Origin of the sequence: Nannocystis pusilla, assembly GCF_026626665.1 — a bacterium.
GTDB classification, from domain to species: domain Bacteria; phylum Myxococcota_A; class Polyangia; order Nannocystales; family Nannocystaceae; genus Nannocystis; species Nannocystis pusilla.
Genome location: NZ_JAPNKE010000002.1, coordinates 1,538,234 through 1,552,190, shown reverse-complemented (window position 1 = coordinate 1,552,190; position 13,957 = coordinate 1,538,234). Strand labels below are relative to the sequence as shown.

General features: G+C 71.3%; 13 protein-coding genes and 1 pseudogene. 11 read left to right on the top strand and 3 right to left on the bottom strand.

The window, feature by feature from the left end; genetic code table 11:
* Nucleotides 1-38 precede the first annotated feature (38 nt).
* The 10 genes and pseudogenes from OV079_RS06910 to OV079_RS06870 all read left to right on the top strand — a co-directional run bounded on the left by OV079_RS06910 (nucleotide 39) and on the right by OV079_RS06870 (nucleotide 10,539).
* A complete protein-coding gene (locus OV079_RS06910; RefSeq protein WP_267766954.1) occupies nucleotides 39-911 on the top strand; it encodes an AAA family ATPase in 873 nt (290 codons plus the stop codon).
* Nucleotides 912-1,195: 284 nt separating this feature from the next.
* A complete protein-coding gene (locus OV079_RS06905; RefSeq protein ID WP_267766953.1) occupies nucleotides 1,196-1,738 on the top strand; it encodes a hypothetical protein in 543 nt (180 codons plus the stop codon).
* The gene (locus OV079_RS06900) at nucleotides 1,735-2,364 is read left to right on the top strand and encodes a hypothetical protein (RefSeq protein WP_267766952.1); all 630 of its coding nucleotides are present in this window, start codon (nucleotides 1,735-1,737) and stop codon (nucleotides 2,362-2,364) included. Before OV079_RS06905 ends, OV079_RS06900 begins: the two co-directional genes overlap by 4 nt.
* A complete protein-coding gene (locus tag OV079_RS06895; protein ID WP_267766951.1) occupies nucleotides 2,361-4,268 on the top strand; it encodes an IucA/IucC family protein in 1,908 nt (635 codons plus the stop codon). Before OV079_RS06900 ends, OV079_RS06895 begins: the two co-directional genes overlap by 4 nt.
* Nucleotides 4,265-4,942, top strand: coding sequence for a ribose-phosphate pyrophosphokinase-like domain-containing protein (locus OV079_RS06890; RefSeq protein WP_267766950.1), 678 nt, complete (start codon nucleotides 4,265-4,267; stop codon nucleotides 4,940-4,942). Before OV079_RS06895 ends, OV079_RS06890 begins: the two co-directional genes overlap by 4 nt.
* The gene (locus tag OV079_RS06885) at nucleotides 4,849-5,208 is read left to right on the top strand and encodes a ribose-phosphate diphosphokinase (protein WP_267766949.1); all 360 of its coding nucleotides are present in this window, start codon (nucleotides 4,849-4,851) and stop codon (nucleotides 5,206-5,208) included. Before OV079_RS06890 ends, OV079_RS06885 begins: the two co-directional genes overlap by 94 nt.
* Nucleotides 5,209-5,230: 22 nt before the next feature.
* A pseudogene (locus tag OV079_RS57360) lies at nucleotides 5,231-5,353 on the top strand (hypothetical protein); the annotation flags it as partial.
* Nucleotides 5,354-5,424: 71 nt separating this feature from the next.
* Complete coding sequence (gene nadE / locus OV079_RS06880) at nucleotides 5,425-7,209, top strand: NAD(+) synthase (protein WP_267766948.1); 1,785 nt, start codon at nucleotides 5,425-5,427, stop codon at nucleotides 7,207-7,209.
* Nucleotides 7,210-7,411: 202 nt separating this feature from the next.
* Nucleotides 7,412-8,113: a protein-L-isoaspartate(D-aspartate) O-methyltransferase gene (locus tag OV079_RS06875; protein WP_267766946.1), complete on the top strand. Its 702-nt coding sequence runs from the start codon at nucleotides 7,412-7,414 to the stop codon at nucleotides 8,111-8,113.
* 482 nt (nucleotides 8,114-8,595) lie between these two features.
* Nucleotides 8,596-10,539, top strand: coding sequence for an FG-GAP-like repeat-containing protein (locus OV079_RS06870; protein WP_267766945.1), 1,944 nt, complete (start codon nucleotides 8,596-8,598; stop codon nucleotides 10,537-10,539).
* Here OV079_RS06870 and OV079_RS06865 read toward each other — a convergent pair.
* From OV079_RS06865 to OV079_RS06855, 3 genes are all read right to left on the bottom strand, one after another.
* Nucleotides 10,473-11,039, bottom strand: a complete 567-nt coding sequence (locus tag OV079_RS06865) for an SRPBCC family protein (protein WP_267766944.1) — start codon at nucleotides 11,037-11,039, stop codon at nucleotides 10,473-10,475. The genes OV079_RS06870 and OV079_RS06865 overlap by 67 nt on opposite strands.
* 10 nt (nucleotides 11,040-11,049) lie before the next feature.
* The gene (locus OV079_RS06860; RefSeq protein ID WP_267766943.1) at nucleotides 11,050-11,385 is read right to left on the bottom strand and encodes an ArsR/SmtB family transcription factor; all 336 of its coding nucleotides are present in this window, start codon (nucleotides 11,383-11,385) and stop codon (nucleotides 11,050-11,052) included.
* Nucleotides 11,386-11,618: 233 nt separating this feature from the next.
* Nucleotides 11,619-12,701, bottom strand: a complete 1,083-nt coding sequence (locus OV079_RS06855; RefSeq protein ID WP_267766942.1) for a hypothetical protein — start codon at nucleotides 12,699-12,701, stop codon at nucleotides 11,619-11,621.
* Between the two features lie 131 nt (nucleotides 12,702-12,832).
* Between OV079_RS06855 and gcvT the strand changes: the two genes are divergently transcribed.
* Nucleotides 12,833-13,954, top strand: a complete 1,122-nt coding sequence (gene gcvT / locus OV079_RS06850) for a glycine cleavage system aminomethyltransferase GcvT (protein ID WP_267766941.1) — start codon at nucleotides 12,833-12,835, stop codon at nucleotides 13,952-13,954.
* Nucleotides 13,955-13,957: the final 3 nt, after the last annotated feature.

The following is a 13,957-nucleotide window of genomic DNA, read 5'->3' as shown; positions in this document are numbered from 1 at the left end:
CGCCTCCGCTCGAGGCGGTAAGAACGAATAAGAACCACATGTCCCTGAACTGGAAGGCGCTGGCTCCTCACCGACCGCTCGACCCGGGTGAGGCCGGTTACGTCGTCTCGCCTTCGGGTTTTGCTGAGCGTATCGCCCGCCTCGTCACGACAGGTACTTCGACCGTACTCGTGGGTGGTCCGGTCGGCGTCGGCAAGAGCACCGAACTCGCGCGTATCACGGCGTTATTGCAAGGTCCACGCGCAGCCTGTCTCGTGCAGCTCGACCGCCACGAGAATATCCGTCGGCTCACCGCCGACCAACTACTGCTCCGTCTGGCCGGCCAACTGGTGGAATATGCGATCGAATCGCTGCGACTGAACGTCTCGTCGAGCCTCGCCGAACCGCTGCTCGCCTCGGGCGTGCTGTCACCGCGCATTGCACCGGCCATCGCTCCGGGCTTCCTGGCCTTCCAGTCCAGCCCCGAAGCGCTGGTTAATGCCGCGCTTGAGGAGGTGACACGCCGTTCTCGGCAGGGGCGAGTCACGCTGCTCATCGACGGTCTCGAAAAAATGCCTGAATCGACTCAAGCTCATGAGATTCTGGCAGCGCTCGGCGGACTTGATGAGTCCGTCGATCTCGTCATTGTTGTGCCATGGTTCGTCGCGTTCGGCAGTTCAGAGGACGCCATCCGACCTGGAGCTCTCTTCGCTCCCGTGCCGGCGCCGCCGGTCGAAGGCCCTGAAGGCCGTACGGGCCGGCAATTCCTCGCGGACGTATTGACGACACGGCTCGGCCTGCCCCGGGAAGTACTGGGAGCGGCGGAAAAGCAGCGCTTACGCAGACGAGTGGGGACGTGCGGCCCGGGCGAGCCATGGTCCTCGAAGCCGCGAGATGGAGCGGCGGTCTGCCGCGGACATTCCTGCAATTGATGGCGGACGCCGCGCAATATGACCGATCCGGCGAGGTTCCGGTTGGCCGAGCGACGTTGACCTGGCGGACGCGGTAGCTGACCAGAAGGACAGTTTTCGCCGCGCCCTCCTCCCTGGCGACAGTGACGCCCTCCGCGAAGTGGATGGCACGGACGGACGGGAAATGGAGCTGTCACGCAAGGTCCGGCTGTTGGCTCGTGGCGTGCTCCTCGAACGCCACCACGGTAACGGTTGGGTAATGGACATTCACCCCCTCGTCAGACCTTTGCTAGGGAAAACCGACCATGCGTGAACCGGGTGTCGCTCTCGCAGGGGCGCTGGCGCGGGATCAGGGAGGATTGGCGATCGTCACCTGCCCCGACCTCGACCTGCGCGACTGGCTCGTGCGGGAAGTCGAGAGTCTCGTGTCGATCGATGCAAACTCATTTCGCACGATCTCCGTCACCGGCGCTCTGAAACATCCCGACCGCATGGCCTTGCTCGTCCCGATCGACGAGGCCGAAGTCGTCCGCGACCTCGACGGCTCCCGCGATCAGGCGTTGAATCCGCCGCGTACCCAACCGATCGTGCTCTTTTTGTTGCGCCACGGCGACGGTCACCGCACCCTCGCCACCGAAGCCCCGAGCGCCTGGAGCTGGGCCAGCGGCAGCGACGTCGACCCCGAGAAGCTCGCCGAGCTCGACGTCGACGCCGAGCGTGCGAGCTTCACGACCGACACCGGCCAATCCCCTGAGGACTGGCTTATCCCGTGGCGCGCAGGTCAGCTCCCCCGCACGCAAGAGAACTACACCCGCGCCTTCTGGGCCATGACCCTGGAGCAGACATGAGGCCCTGGGTCGACCTCTACGTGCAGCACCAAGCGCTCCGCGCCATGAACGACCGCGAGGCCGCCAACGAGGTCCGACAGGTCCTACGCAAGCTGTCCGAAAAGCCCTACGCAGTGCTCCGACGAGACGCCCAGGCCCGTCTCGTGGAAGGACGCGTCCCGCAGAGTCCGTCCGTTCAGTACACCCTCGGCCGCGAGCGCGGCGGCGAGGAGCTCGAGCTGGCGGCCTTGCCTCCGCCGCTGCAAGAGGCAGTCGCGCTCCGCAACGCCCGACTGGCCGTCCTGTTGCGCTTCGATCGCCGCGCCGAACGCCTGCAAGAGCTCAACATCATGCTCAGCGGTCAGCGCCACGACGACTCCCCCTGGGCGGTAGCCGTGCATCTCCCCCACGATCGACAGACGGCCGACCGTCCGCAGGGCGACCGCGACGGCATCGGCGCTTGCGGCCACGCCGCGCTACACTGTCACGTCGGCCCGACCCTCGACCACGAGCCCAAGGTCCGCGTCCCCTTCCCCCCGCTGCGCCCCGCCCAGCTCGTCGAGTGGGCGGTGTCACAGGTCGTCCCGACCGCCGAGTTCGAGCCGGCCCCGTGGTCGGGCGTCGAGGCCATGCTTCGTCCATCGTGAGCACACTGACCCCCGAGCGCGACCGCTTCCTCGCCTTCGCCGCCCGGGCCGTGCCCGTCGCGTTCGGCGCCCGGCCGGCGCCCGGCGAGCTCGCCGCCCACTGGCGGGCCGCGACCTCGGCGATCGGCGCCCGCCTCGTCCTCGCCTGCGCGCGCGAGCGCCTCGTCGAGTTCGACCTTCAGGACATGTCCCTTCGCACATGTTCCTTGAGCCTCCCGCTGCACCGGCGCCGGGCCTTCGAGCTGCACGCCGTCGACCTCGACGGCGCCGACCTCCCCGACCTCCCCGACCTCCTCCCGCGCCTCCTGCCCGCGCTCGCCCCCGCCGCTCGCGCCCGGATCGCGGGCGAGCTCGCCGACAGCCGCTGGAACCTCGCCCTCGCCCGCCTCGCCGCCGACCTGCGCCATCGGACATGCTCCGAAGGCCAGGCCTGGCCCGCCCCGCTCGACCCCGAGAACCTGGTCGTCGACGGCCACCCGTGGCACCCGATGAGCAAGACCCGGCTCGGCCTGCGCGCCTGGGAGAACCTGCGCCACGGCCCCGACCTGCTGGCCCAGGCAGCGGTCCACGCCGTCGACGTCGCCGCCGAACACGCCCAGCTGGCCGAGCCGGCCCTCTACGCCGACCTCGCGCGCGCCCTCTTCCCCGCCCCGTCGCCCGGCCTGGTCCGGCTGCCCGTCCACGCCCTCCAGCTGCGCCGCCTCCCGCGCCTGCTCGGCCCGCTGTGGGGCCGCGAGGTCCGCCCCGCCGGCCTGCCCCCGCTCCCCGCCCGCGCCCTGCTCAGCCTGCGCACCGTCGCCCTCGCCGCGCCCGCGCTGCACCTCAAGCTCGCCGTCGACATCCACACCACCAGCGCGCGGCGCCAGGTCTCGCCCGCCTCGGTGCACAACGGCCCGGCGATCGCCGCCCTCCTGGCCGCGATCCAGGCCGCCGACCCGCAGACCCGCCGCGGCCTGCAGATCCAGCCCGACCTCGCCGCCGCCGGCCTGCACCCGCGCCACGGCGCCGCCGCCGGCCAGCTCGGCGCCGTCCTCCGCCCCGACCCCGCCACCCTCGCCCAGGAGCTCCACGCCGCCCTGCCCGCCATCCTCGGCGCAACCACCGACCCGTCCCGCGCGACGCCGAACTCGCCCCCCGCGCACCTGCCCCTTCCGACCTGTCCTTCGCGACATTCCCCCAGGAACATGCCCCCGAGGACCTGTCCCGCACGACATTTCTTTAAGCATGTACGATCGCGCACCCCGCAGCTCGTCGTCTGCGCCGCGCTCGGCGAGCATCGGCCCGGCGGCGATCTCTTGCTGCGCGAGCTCGCCGCCGACTACCCCGGCGATCTGCGCGCGCGCCTCGCGGCCTTCTTCCACGACTACCTCGACCTCCTCGTCCCCGCGGCCCTGCGCCTGCTCACCGCCCACGGCGTCGCCCTCGAGGCGCACCTGCAAAACACCCTCCTCGTCCACGCCGGGCGCCCCTGCGGCTTCGTCGTCCGCGACCTCGGCGGCGTGCGGCTCCACCGCGGGCGGCTGGCCGCGGCCGGCCACGCCCCCGCGCTCGCGCCCGACTCCTTCACCCTGACCTCCGACCTCGCCGAGGCGCAGGGCAAGCTGCTGCACACCCTCGTACACGCCCACCTCGCGGCTGTGATCGGTTGGGTCGACGACGCCGGCGGCCCCGATCCCGCCGTCCTGTGGCCCGCGGTGCGGCGGATCTGCCAGCGTGAGTGGGATCGCTGGGCGATCGATCCGGCGCTCGCGCGCGCGTGCGCCGACGATCGCGCGTTCTTCTTCGCGGCCACCTGCCGCAGCAAGGCGCTGCTGCGCATGCGCATCGACGAACGCGTCAGCGATTACGCCTATACCGAGGTCGCCAACGCGCTCGCCGAGGGGTACTCTTCCCCCGCCGCATGACGACCCGCCCGCTCGTGTTCGCCACCCCGGAGTACGGCTACTTGCAGGCCGCGCTGTGCGGCTCGGCCGCGCTGGAGGCCGGCGAGATCGACACCTTCGCCTTCCCCGACGGCGAGCGCTACCTCCGCCTCGTCACCCCGGTCGAGGGCCGCGACGTCGTCATGATCGGCGGCACCGTCGACGACGCCGCCGCGCTCACCCTGTTCGACCTCGCCTGCGGCGCCGTCCACTACGGCGCTCGCCGCCTCACCCTCGTCGTCCCCTACTACGGCTACGCGACGATGGAGCGCTCGACCAAGCCCGGCGAGGTCGTCACCGCCAAGACCCGCGCCGCCCTGTTCTCGGCCATCCCGCCGGCGTCCTACGGCAACCGCGTGCTCCTCCTCGACCTCCACGCCGAGGGCATCCCGCACTACTTCGAGGCCGGCCTGGTCGCCACCCACGTCTACGCCAAGCCGGTCATCCGCGACATCATCCTCGACATCGCCGGCGGCCGGCCGTTCGTGCTCGCCTGCACCGACGCCGGCCGCGCCAAGTGGTCGAGTCGCTCGCCAACGACCTCGGGGTCACCGCCGCCTTCGTGTTCAAGCGCCGCCACGACGGCGAGCGCACCGAGATCACCGCCATCGACGCCCAGGTCGCCGGCAAGCCGGTCATCCTCTACGACGACATGATCCGCACCGGCGGCTCGCTGATCGGCGCCGCCCGGGCCTACCAGCGCGCCGGCGCCGTCAGCCTGGCCGCCGTCGCCACCCACGGCATCTTCCCCGGCGACGCCCTGCACAAGCTGCAGGCCACCGGCCTGTTCTCCGCCATCGCCTGCACCGACAGCCACCCGCGCGCGCGCGCTCGCGGCCGCCGGCGCCGGCGACCCGACCCCGCTGCGGGTCGCCTCGATCGCCCCCTCCTCGCGCCTCACCTCGCAGGACATGTCCTTTAGACCCTGTCCCAGGAGACATTGAATGCACCTCGTCCGCGTCGCCGCCGCCGCCCTCAACCAGACGCCGCTCGACTGGGACGGCAACCAGGCCCGGATCGTCGAGGCGATCCGCATGGCCCGCGAGCAGGGCGTCGCCGTCCTGTGCCTGCCCGAGCTGTGCATCCCCGGCTACGGCTGCGAGGACGCGTTCTTCAGCCGCGGCACGATCCTCGAGTCGTGGCGGATCTTGCAGAGCTTCTGCCCGAGACGAAGGGCATGGTGGTCGCGCTCGGCCTGCCGATCATGCACCGCGCGGCCAACTACAACGCGGTGTGCCTGGTCGCCGACGGCCACATCGTCGGCCTGGTCGGCAAGCGCTTCCTCGCCGGCGACGGCATCCACTACGAGCCGCGGTGGTTCAAGGGCTGGCCGGCCGGCAAGTTCGTGCAGTGGGAGCACGACGGCCACAGCTACCCGCTGGGCGACCAGATCTTCGAGGTCGGCGGCCTGCGGATCGGCTTCGAGATCTGCGAGGACGCGTGGGTCCCGAACCGCCCCGGCGTCGAGCTCGCCAGCCAGGGCGTCGACGTGATCTGCAACCCCAGCGCCAGCCACTTCGCGTTCGGCAAGCACGAGGTGCGCAAGCAGATCGTCATCGGCGCCTCGCGCAGCTTCGGCGCCGCCTACGTCTACTCCAGCTTCATCGGCAACGAGGCTGGCCGCGTCATCTACGACGGCGAGTGCATGATCGCCGCCTCCGGCCACCTGATCGCCGAGGGCCCGCGGCTCGGCTACGACGACGTGTACCTGACCAGCGCCGTGATCGACGTCGACCTCGCGCGCATGATCCACGCCCGCAGGACCGCCGGCCCGGCCGTCGACGACAACCTGCGCCGGATCACCCGCTTCGACACGCAGCTGCCCGTCGCCGATCTGCCGCCGCAAGAGCCGCTGCCGGCCCCCGCGTGGCCCGACGACAAGCGCGAGGAGTTCTCGCGCGCCGTCGCGCTCGGCCTGTTCGACTACCTGCGCAAGAGCCGGTCGCGCGGCTTCGTCGTCTCGCTCAGCGGCGGCGCCGACTCGGCCGCGGTCGCCTACCTCGTCCACCTCATGGTCACGCTGGCCACGCAGGAGCTCGGCGTCGCGGCCACCTGCGCCCGCCTCGGCCTGCCCGAGGACTCGTGCACCACCCCGCGGGCGATCGTGCGGGCGCTGCTCACCTGCGTCTACCAGTCCACCGCCAACAGCTCCGACACCACCCGCAACGCCGCCCGCGCGGTCGCCGAGGCCGTCGGCGCCGAGTTCCTCGAGTTCGACGTCGACCCGCTCGTTCGCGCCTACGTGCGCACCGTCGAGGGCGCGATCGGCCGCGAGCTCGGCTGGAAGAGCGACGACATCGCCCTGCAGAACATCCAGGCCCGCGCCCGCGCCCCCGGCGTGTGGCTGCTGGCCAACCTGCGCGGCGCCCTCCTGCTGGCCACCAGCAACCGCAGCGAGGCCGCCGTCGGCTACGCCACCATGGACGGCGACACCTGCGGCGGTCTGTCGCCGATCGCCGGCATCGACAAGGCCTTCCTGCGCCAGTGGCTGCGGTGGGTCGAGCTCGAGGGCCCCGCCGGCGTCGGCCCCACGCCGGCCGTGCGCGCCGTCAACGTCCAGGCCCCGACCGCCGAGCTGCGGCCCGCCGGCGCCAAACAGACCGACGAGGACGACCTGATGCCGTACCCGATCCTCGACGTCATCGAGCGCGCCGCCATCCGCGACAAGCTCGCCCCCAAAGAGGTCTACCGGGTCCTCGCCAGCCGCTTCCCCGAGCACGGCCGCGACCAGCTGCTGCTGTGGATCAAGCGGTTCTTCCGCCTGTGGAGCCAGAACCAGTGGAAGCGCGAGCGCTACGCCCCGAGCTTCCACCTCGACGACGAGAACCTCGACCCGAAGACGTGGTGCCGCTTCCCGATCCTCTCGGGCGGCTTCGCCCACGAGCTCGCCGAGCTCGACCACGCCGTGGCGCAGGGCGGCTGAGCCTGGCTCTCGGGGCATGTTCTCAGGGACATCCCCGACCCGCGCGCCCCCCGCGGCCACGGCTGAGTCCGCCTGGCGTTTGCGACATGTCCGGAGAGACAGCCGTCTCGCCGCCGGGAGAAACCCCTGGCTCTCGCGCCTGAGGCCGCCGCCGCGCAGCACCTGCGCGGGCGTGCAGCCGATCGCGCGCTAGCCTGCCCGTATGCGCCGCTCGAGCCTCTCGCTGTGCCTGCTCGTCGCGTGCGCCGCCGCCATGGACGAACCGTCACAAGCCCGCAGCCGGATGGTCGCGCAGCAGCTCGTCGCGCGCGACATCACCGACGAGGCCGTCCTGGCCGCCATGCGCCGGGTCCCGCGCGAGCGGTTCGTCCCGCCGGACGAGCAGCGCTACGCCTTCGGCGATCACCCGCTGCCGATCGGCCACGGGGCCACGATCAGTCAGCCGTACGTCGTCGCGCTCATGACCCAGCTGGCGCACGTCAAGCGGGGCGACCGCGTCCTCGACGTCGGCACCGGCTCCGGCTATCAGGCCGCCGTCCTCGCCGAGATGGGCGCCGAGGTCTACAGCATCGAGGTGGTCACCGACCTCGCGGAGCGAGCCGCGGCGCTGCTCGAAGAGCTCGGCTACGACAAGGTCCACGTGCGCGCCGGCGACGGCTACCGCGGCTGGCCCGAGGCCGCGCCGTTCTCCGCCATCATCGTCGCCGCCGCCGCGCCGACCCTCCCGCGCCCGCTCACCGAACAGCTGGCCGTCGGCGGCCGCCTGGTGATCCCCGTCGGCGAATTCGTGCAGGACCTGCAGGTCCTCGAAAAACGCCCGCGCGGCGACCTGCACGTCGAGACCGTCCTGCCGGTCCGCTTCGTGCCGATGGTCGGCGAGGTCGAATCGCAGCCGCGCCACTGACGGCAGTCGGCGAACACCCCCGCCGCGCTCAGCCGCAGCCGCATCTCGCACTGCGACAGCGCGAGGAACTGATCCTTGGCCGCCGGGTGCTGCTCCATGCAGCCGGCCCAGCACGGCAGCGCGCACTGCGGGTCGTCCGGCGGGCACTCTGCGGAGCGCCCTCGTGCTGGCCTCCAGAAGTCGGGAGCGAGCTCGAGCCGCGCGATGTTCACCGCGTTCGAGTCCCTCGCGCGAGTCCTCGACAGCTCGCGGGAAATGCCCCTGCGGCCGCAGATCTCGAAGCGGCCGCACGACCGGGCGATGATCAAGGTCACGTGTTTTTCCCAGCGTGCAGCAGCACCGCGGAGCACCTTCTCGCGTGCGTCGTCCATGCCAGGGACCCGAGCCGGGACGGACCGGCCCGCGCGTCGGGACGTCACTCCGTCGGTCGCGCGGGATTGCCCGTATCCTCCGCAGTCCTCGGGTGTGACCCTGCCGAGCTCATGCGTCGCATCGAAGCTAAGAGCCATGTCTTCGACAAAAACCTGCACCTCCTGCTCGGCCTGTGGTGTGCAGCCTGCGGAGCCGACACCCCAGCCACCTCGCTGACCGATACCGAAACGGGGGCCACGACCACCACCTCGGGTGACGCGCCGACCACCGATGGTTCGTCCACGGCGCCGAGCACCTGTGGCACCGCCGACTGCGGCGGCCCGACGACGTCCAGCAGCGACGACACATCTTCGAGTGAAGGCACCGGCACGACCATGCCCGCGGACCCGACGACCGGGACGACCCTGGTCACCGACTCGAGCGACACCAGCACGACCGGCACCGACGTCTGCACGCCGAACCCCTGCCTCAACGACGGCGCCTGCGTCGCGGACGGCGACGGTTACACCTGCGAGTGCGCCCCTGGATTCACCGGACCGACCTGCGAGACCGACATCGACGATTGCGCCCCGAACCCGTGCCAGAACGGCGGCACCTGCACCGACGCCGTCAATGGCTACACCTGCGAGTGCGCCCCTGGATTCACCGGACCGACCTGCGAGACCGACATCGACGATTGCGCCCCGAACCCGTGCCAGAACGGCGGCACCTGCACCGACGCCGTCAATGGCTACACCTGCGCGTGCGCCCCCACCTACACGGGCGAAAACTGCGACGCCTGCACCGGCACCCTCGCGGACTGCAACGCGGACCCGGTCGACGGCTGCGAGATCAACCTCCAGAGCAGCGCCGACCACTGCAACGCCTGCGGCAACGCGTGCACGGACAACGACATCTGCAGCAACGGCGACTGCCAGCCGCCGCCCGCCGGCCAGGTCCCCGGCGAGCCGATCGACGTGCCCGCGACGCACACCCCGCTGGCTCCCACGATCGCCGACGTCGACAAGGACGGCAAGCTCGACATCCTGGTCGCCAACGCCGAGTCCGGCTCCGCGATGACCCCCTCCGGCTCGCTCTCCGTCTTTCTCGGCAACGGCGACGCCACCGTGCAAGCGGAGGTCAACTACCCCGGCGCGCCGCTGTCGAGCAACGCGGTCGTCGCGGCGGACGTGGACGGCGACGGCTGGCTCGACGCCGTCACCGTCGACGGCCAGACCAACCTGCCCGCCAACCACGGCAACCTCAGCGTCTACCGCAACCTCGGCCCGGACGCGCCCGGCACCTTCGGGGCGCCGGCGCCGTTTTCCACCGGCGCCCCGGGCTCCGTCCACCTCTGCGCCGGCGACTTCGACAAGGACGGCGCGATCGACGTCGCCACCACCAGCGTGACCTCGAATCAGGTGAGCGTGATCGCAGGCACCGGCACCGGCGCCTTCGACCCGCCCGTGCTCGTCGCCATCCTCGCGACCGGCGGCGTGCAGTCGACGATCGCCTGCCGCGACCTCGACGGCGACGCCGACATCGACCTCGTGGTGACCAGCCCCAGCTCGGCGCGCCTGTCGATCCTCGTCAATCAAGGCGATGGCACGTTTGCGGCCCCGATCGCCTACGCCAACGCCCTCAACGGCCAGACCGCGGGCCTCGCCTTCGGCGACGCCAACGGCGACGGCAAGCTCGACATCCTCGCCAACGGGGCCGCCGGCGCCTACCTGTTCTTCTTCAAGGGCAACGGCGACGGCACCTTCGCCAACGGCGTGCAATCGGCCACCGGCGCCGGTCAGGTCGCCAACTCGGCGCTGGGGGTCGTGGCCAGCGACTTCAACGGCGACGGCGAGCTCGACGCCTACATCCTGTACACCACCGCCGCCGGCGGCGTGTTCCCCATGACCGGCACCGGCACCGGCACCTTCACCGCGGCGCCCCTCGTCGCCACCGGCGTCTCGCCCGGCCTCAACGCCATCGCCGTCGCCGACCTCGACGTCGACGGTTACGACGACCTCATCCTGACCAACAAGGGCTCCGCGACCCTCACCGTGATCCCCAACGGCCTCTGACGGCCCGCATTCGAACAGCGCACGCCGCCGCGCCGGGCGTGCGCGATTCGCCTGGCGGGCTCAGGTCGCGGTCGCCTTGTCCCAATCCCGAACGGCATCGGCTTGCCGGTCTCGAGGAACGTCTTGAGGTTCGAGAGGATGCCCGGCCATCCGCGCGACACGCCCGCCAGCACCTTGCTGTCGGGGATGAACTGGTCGTGCGTCAGCGTCAGGCGCACCATCGGCCCGAGCGGCTTGAGCTCGAACGTCACGCGCGAGGCCGGCTCGGTCGCCGCGCCGTGGTCGACCCCGAACGTATAAGAGCACCGTCGGCGGCTCGCAGCGCAGCACCTCGCCGGTGATGTCGGTCTTGCGGCCCTCGTCGTAGCGGTACACGATCGGCGCCCCCGGCTCCACGTCGATTCGACCCGGCGCCCGCCCCAGTACTTCTCGGTGAATTCGCCCTGCGTCAGCGCCTCCCACAGCTTCTCCGCCGTGGTGGTGATGTACGTGACATACACAAAGCTCGGTCTATCGGTCGTCGTCGTCGTCATGATCGCGTCTCTCCTCGAGGCTCGTCTTGAGGGCGGACAGGGCCGCCAGGTGATGCTGTTGGTACTTGCCGATCCACCGCTGGTAGATCTCGTGGATCGGCACCGGGTTGAGGTAATGCAGCTTCTCCCGCCCGCTGCGGACCACGACCACGAGGTTGGCCGCCTCGAGCACCGCGAGGTGCTTGGCCACCGCCTGGCGCGTCATGTCCAGCTGCTCGCACAGCGCGTGCAACGTCTGCCCGTTCGCGCAGAACAGCCGGTCGAGCAGTTGCCGCCGCGTCGCGTCGGCCAGCGCCTTGAACACCTCGTCCATGGTGCGGATGGGACGGTCCCATCATGCAACTTTTGGTTGCATGTCAAGACCAGGTGACGACTCCGCGCATCGCGCGACCCGCCCGTATCGCGCGACGCCCGCGACGATTCGGCGAATCGCAACCCCGAATGCCCGCATCCTTTCAAAGACGGCCCCGACGGTGAAGCCGCGGGCGTGCCGTCACCGAGGCACGCCAACCCTCGCCCGCGAGCTCGCAGCCGGCGCCCCGGCGCTCACTTCGGCGCTTCGGAGCGCCGGTGCCCGCCGAGCTTGAGCTTCATCCCCGCCTGCCCCGGGTCCTGCGCCGGCTCGCTCGCGGGCGGCGGCGTCGCCTCCTCGCCCGCGCTCGCCGAAGCCTCGACGGTCTCGCTCGGCGTCGCCGCGGGTTCTTCGCTCGCGCGCGGCTCGGCGATCCCGAGCCCGCGGTCGACCTCTGCCAGGCGGTCTTCGCGGGCCGCCTTCTCTTCCATCAGGATCAGGCTGATCCAGCGCTCGTCGGCGAACGACACCGTGCCGTCGGTCGCCACCGTGTACTCGACCTGCGGCGAGATCGGGCGGACGAACGAGTTCGGCGCGCGCGGCATCTGAATGTCGCGGAGCACCACCGACAGGCACTCCTGGACCTTCTGCGGCAGCGAGTTGGGCTCGACGCGGCTGACCAGGGTGTTGCCGTCGCGGTCGACCAGGTTGAGGCCCTCGACCGGGTACGTCCCGGCGCCGACGCGGCGCTCGAGGCAGCCCTTGCCGCGGATCGCCGCGATCGCCTGTTGCCGGCGCAGCTCCGCCTTGGCTTGCGGCGACTTGTCCTCCGAGCCGTCGCCGAGGCTGACCCAGTAGATCACGTCGAGGTACTGCACCACCCCGCTGCGGTTCTTGATCCACTTGCGGCCCTGGATCGCCTCCATGATGCACGGCTCGATCTCCGGGTCCTTGAAGCCCGTGTCGAGCACCTCCGTGCGCAGCACCTCGCCGTCGGGCGACAGGCGGGTGCGGATCTTGACCTGACCCTCGGGCACGTCGACGTACGCCTCTTCGCCGTCGCGCTTGCCTCGCTTCATCGTCTCGATCGCCCGGTTGACGAAGCACGCCGCGGCGGGCGGCCGCAGGGCCTGGGCGATCTCGTTCAGGCGCTGCAGGTCGAACAGGTTCTCGGCGCGCTTCGACGGCAGGATGATCACGCCCTCGCTGCTGCTGCGCACCGCCTTTTGGATGTAGCGCGTGCCCTGGCCGAACGAGTTGAGGCCGGTCGGCGGCGCGCTCTTGCGGGCCGCGCACGCGGGGGCCAAAAGGGCGAGGCACGACGCCAGCGCGGCCATCGGCGCGAAATGCGCCGCACGCCCTCGCGGTTTGCTTCCGGGTTCCCTCTCGGAGCGCATCGCCCCGGGGTGTAGCACGCCGCGGCCCTTCCCGCGGCGGCCGAAGTTGGCTATGGGAACGGGGCAGCACCATGGCCGAAACGTCTTCGCTCCAGCACACACCGCTTCACGACGCCCACGTCGCCCGTGGGGCCAAGATGGTCGACTTCGGGGGCTGGCACATGCCCTTGCAGTACGAGGGCATCTTGGCCGAGCACCGCGCCGTGCGCACCGCGGTCGGGATCTTCGACGTCTCTCACATGGGCGAGGTCGACTTCACGGGCCCGGGCGCTCTGGCCGCCGTCCAGCGGCTCATCACCAACGACGCCGCCAAGCTGACCGACGGCAAGGCCATGTACACCGCCGTCTGTTACCCCGACGGCGGCATCGTCGACGACTGCATCGTCTATCGGCACGGCCCCGAGAACTTCCGGATCGTCGTCAACGCCGCCAACATCGCCAAGGACTTCGCCCACTTTCAGGAGCACGCGGGCAGCCTGTGCAAGATCGAGAACCACTCCGACGACGTCGCCCTGATCGCCGTCCAGGGCCCGCAGGCCCGCGGCCTGGTCGCGCGCCTCGCCGGCGATGACGCCCTGCTGCAGGTCCCCTCGTTCGGCTTCGCCGCGGCCACCCTCGCCGGCGCCCCCATCGTCGCCGCGCGCACCGGCTACACCGGCGAGGACGGCTTCGAGCTGTTCGTCGAGCCGGCCCGCGCCGTCGCGGTGTGGGACGCCCTGCTGGCCAGCGGCGCCGCCTCGATCGGCCTCGGCGCGCGCGACACCCTGCGGCTCGAGGCCAAGCTGTGCCTCTACGGCAACGACATCGACGCCACCACCAACCCGCTCGAGGCCGGGCTCGGGTGGGTCGTCAAGCTCGACAAGCGGGCCCGCGGCGACGACTTCGTCGGCGGCGAGGCGCTGGCGCAGATCAAGGCCCGCGGCAACACGCGCTCGCTCGTCGGCTTCCGCGTCACCGAGGGCAAGAACATCGCCCGGGCCGGCGCCGACATCGTCGACGCCGGCGGCGCCGTGGTCGGCAAGGTCACCAGCGGCGCCCCGGCGCTCACCGTGGGCGGCGCCGTCGGCATCGCCTACGTCCCCGTCGCCTTGTCGGCCCCCGGCACCGCCCTCACGATCTCCCAGCGCGGCAAGACCTTCGCCGCCGAGGTCGTCAAGGGCCCGTTCTACCGCCGCGCCGAGCCGGCCGCCTGAGCC

Excerpts from the sequence above, each read along its gene's own strand:
- OV079_RS06900 (WP_267766952.1), top strand. The coding sequence starts at position 1,735 with ATGAGGCCCTGGGTCGACCTCTACGTGCAGCACCAAGCGCTCCGCGCC.
- OV079_RS06910 (WP_267766954.1), top strand. The coding sequence starts at position 39 with ATGTCCCTGAACTGGAAGGCGCTGGCTCCTCACCGACCGCTCGACCCG.
- OV079_RS06890 (WP_267766950.1), top strand. The coding sequence starts at position 4,265 with ATGACGACCCGCCCGCTCGTGTTCGCCACCCCGGAGTACGGCTACTTG.
- OV079_RS06860 (WP_267766943.1), bottom strand. The coding sequence starts at position 11,385 with ATGGACGAGGTGTTCAAGGCGCTGGCCGACGCGACGCGGCGGCAACTG.
- gcvT (WP_267766941.1), top strand. The coding sequence starts at position 12,833 with ATGGCCGAAACGTCTTCGCTCCAGCACACACCGCTTCACGACGCCCAC.
- OV079_RS06855 (WP_267766942.1), bottom strand. The coding sequence starts at position 12,701 with ATGGCCGCGCTGGCGTCGTGCCTCGCCCTTTTGGCCCCCGCGTGCGCG.
- OV079_RS06875 (WP_267766946.1), top strand. The coding sequence starts at position 7,412 with ATGCGCCGCTCGAGCCTCTCGCTGTGCCTGCTCGTCGCGTGCGCCGCC.
- OV079_RS06870 (WP_267766945.1), top strand. The coding sequence starts at position 8,596 with ATGCGTCGCATCGAAGCTAAGAGCCATGTCTTCGACAAAAACCTGCAC.
- OV079_RS06905 (WP_267766953.1), top strand. The coding sequence starts at position 1,196 with ATGCGTGAACCGGGTGTCGCTCTCGCAGGGGCGCTGGCGCGGGATCAG.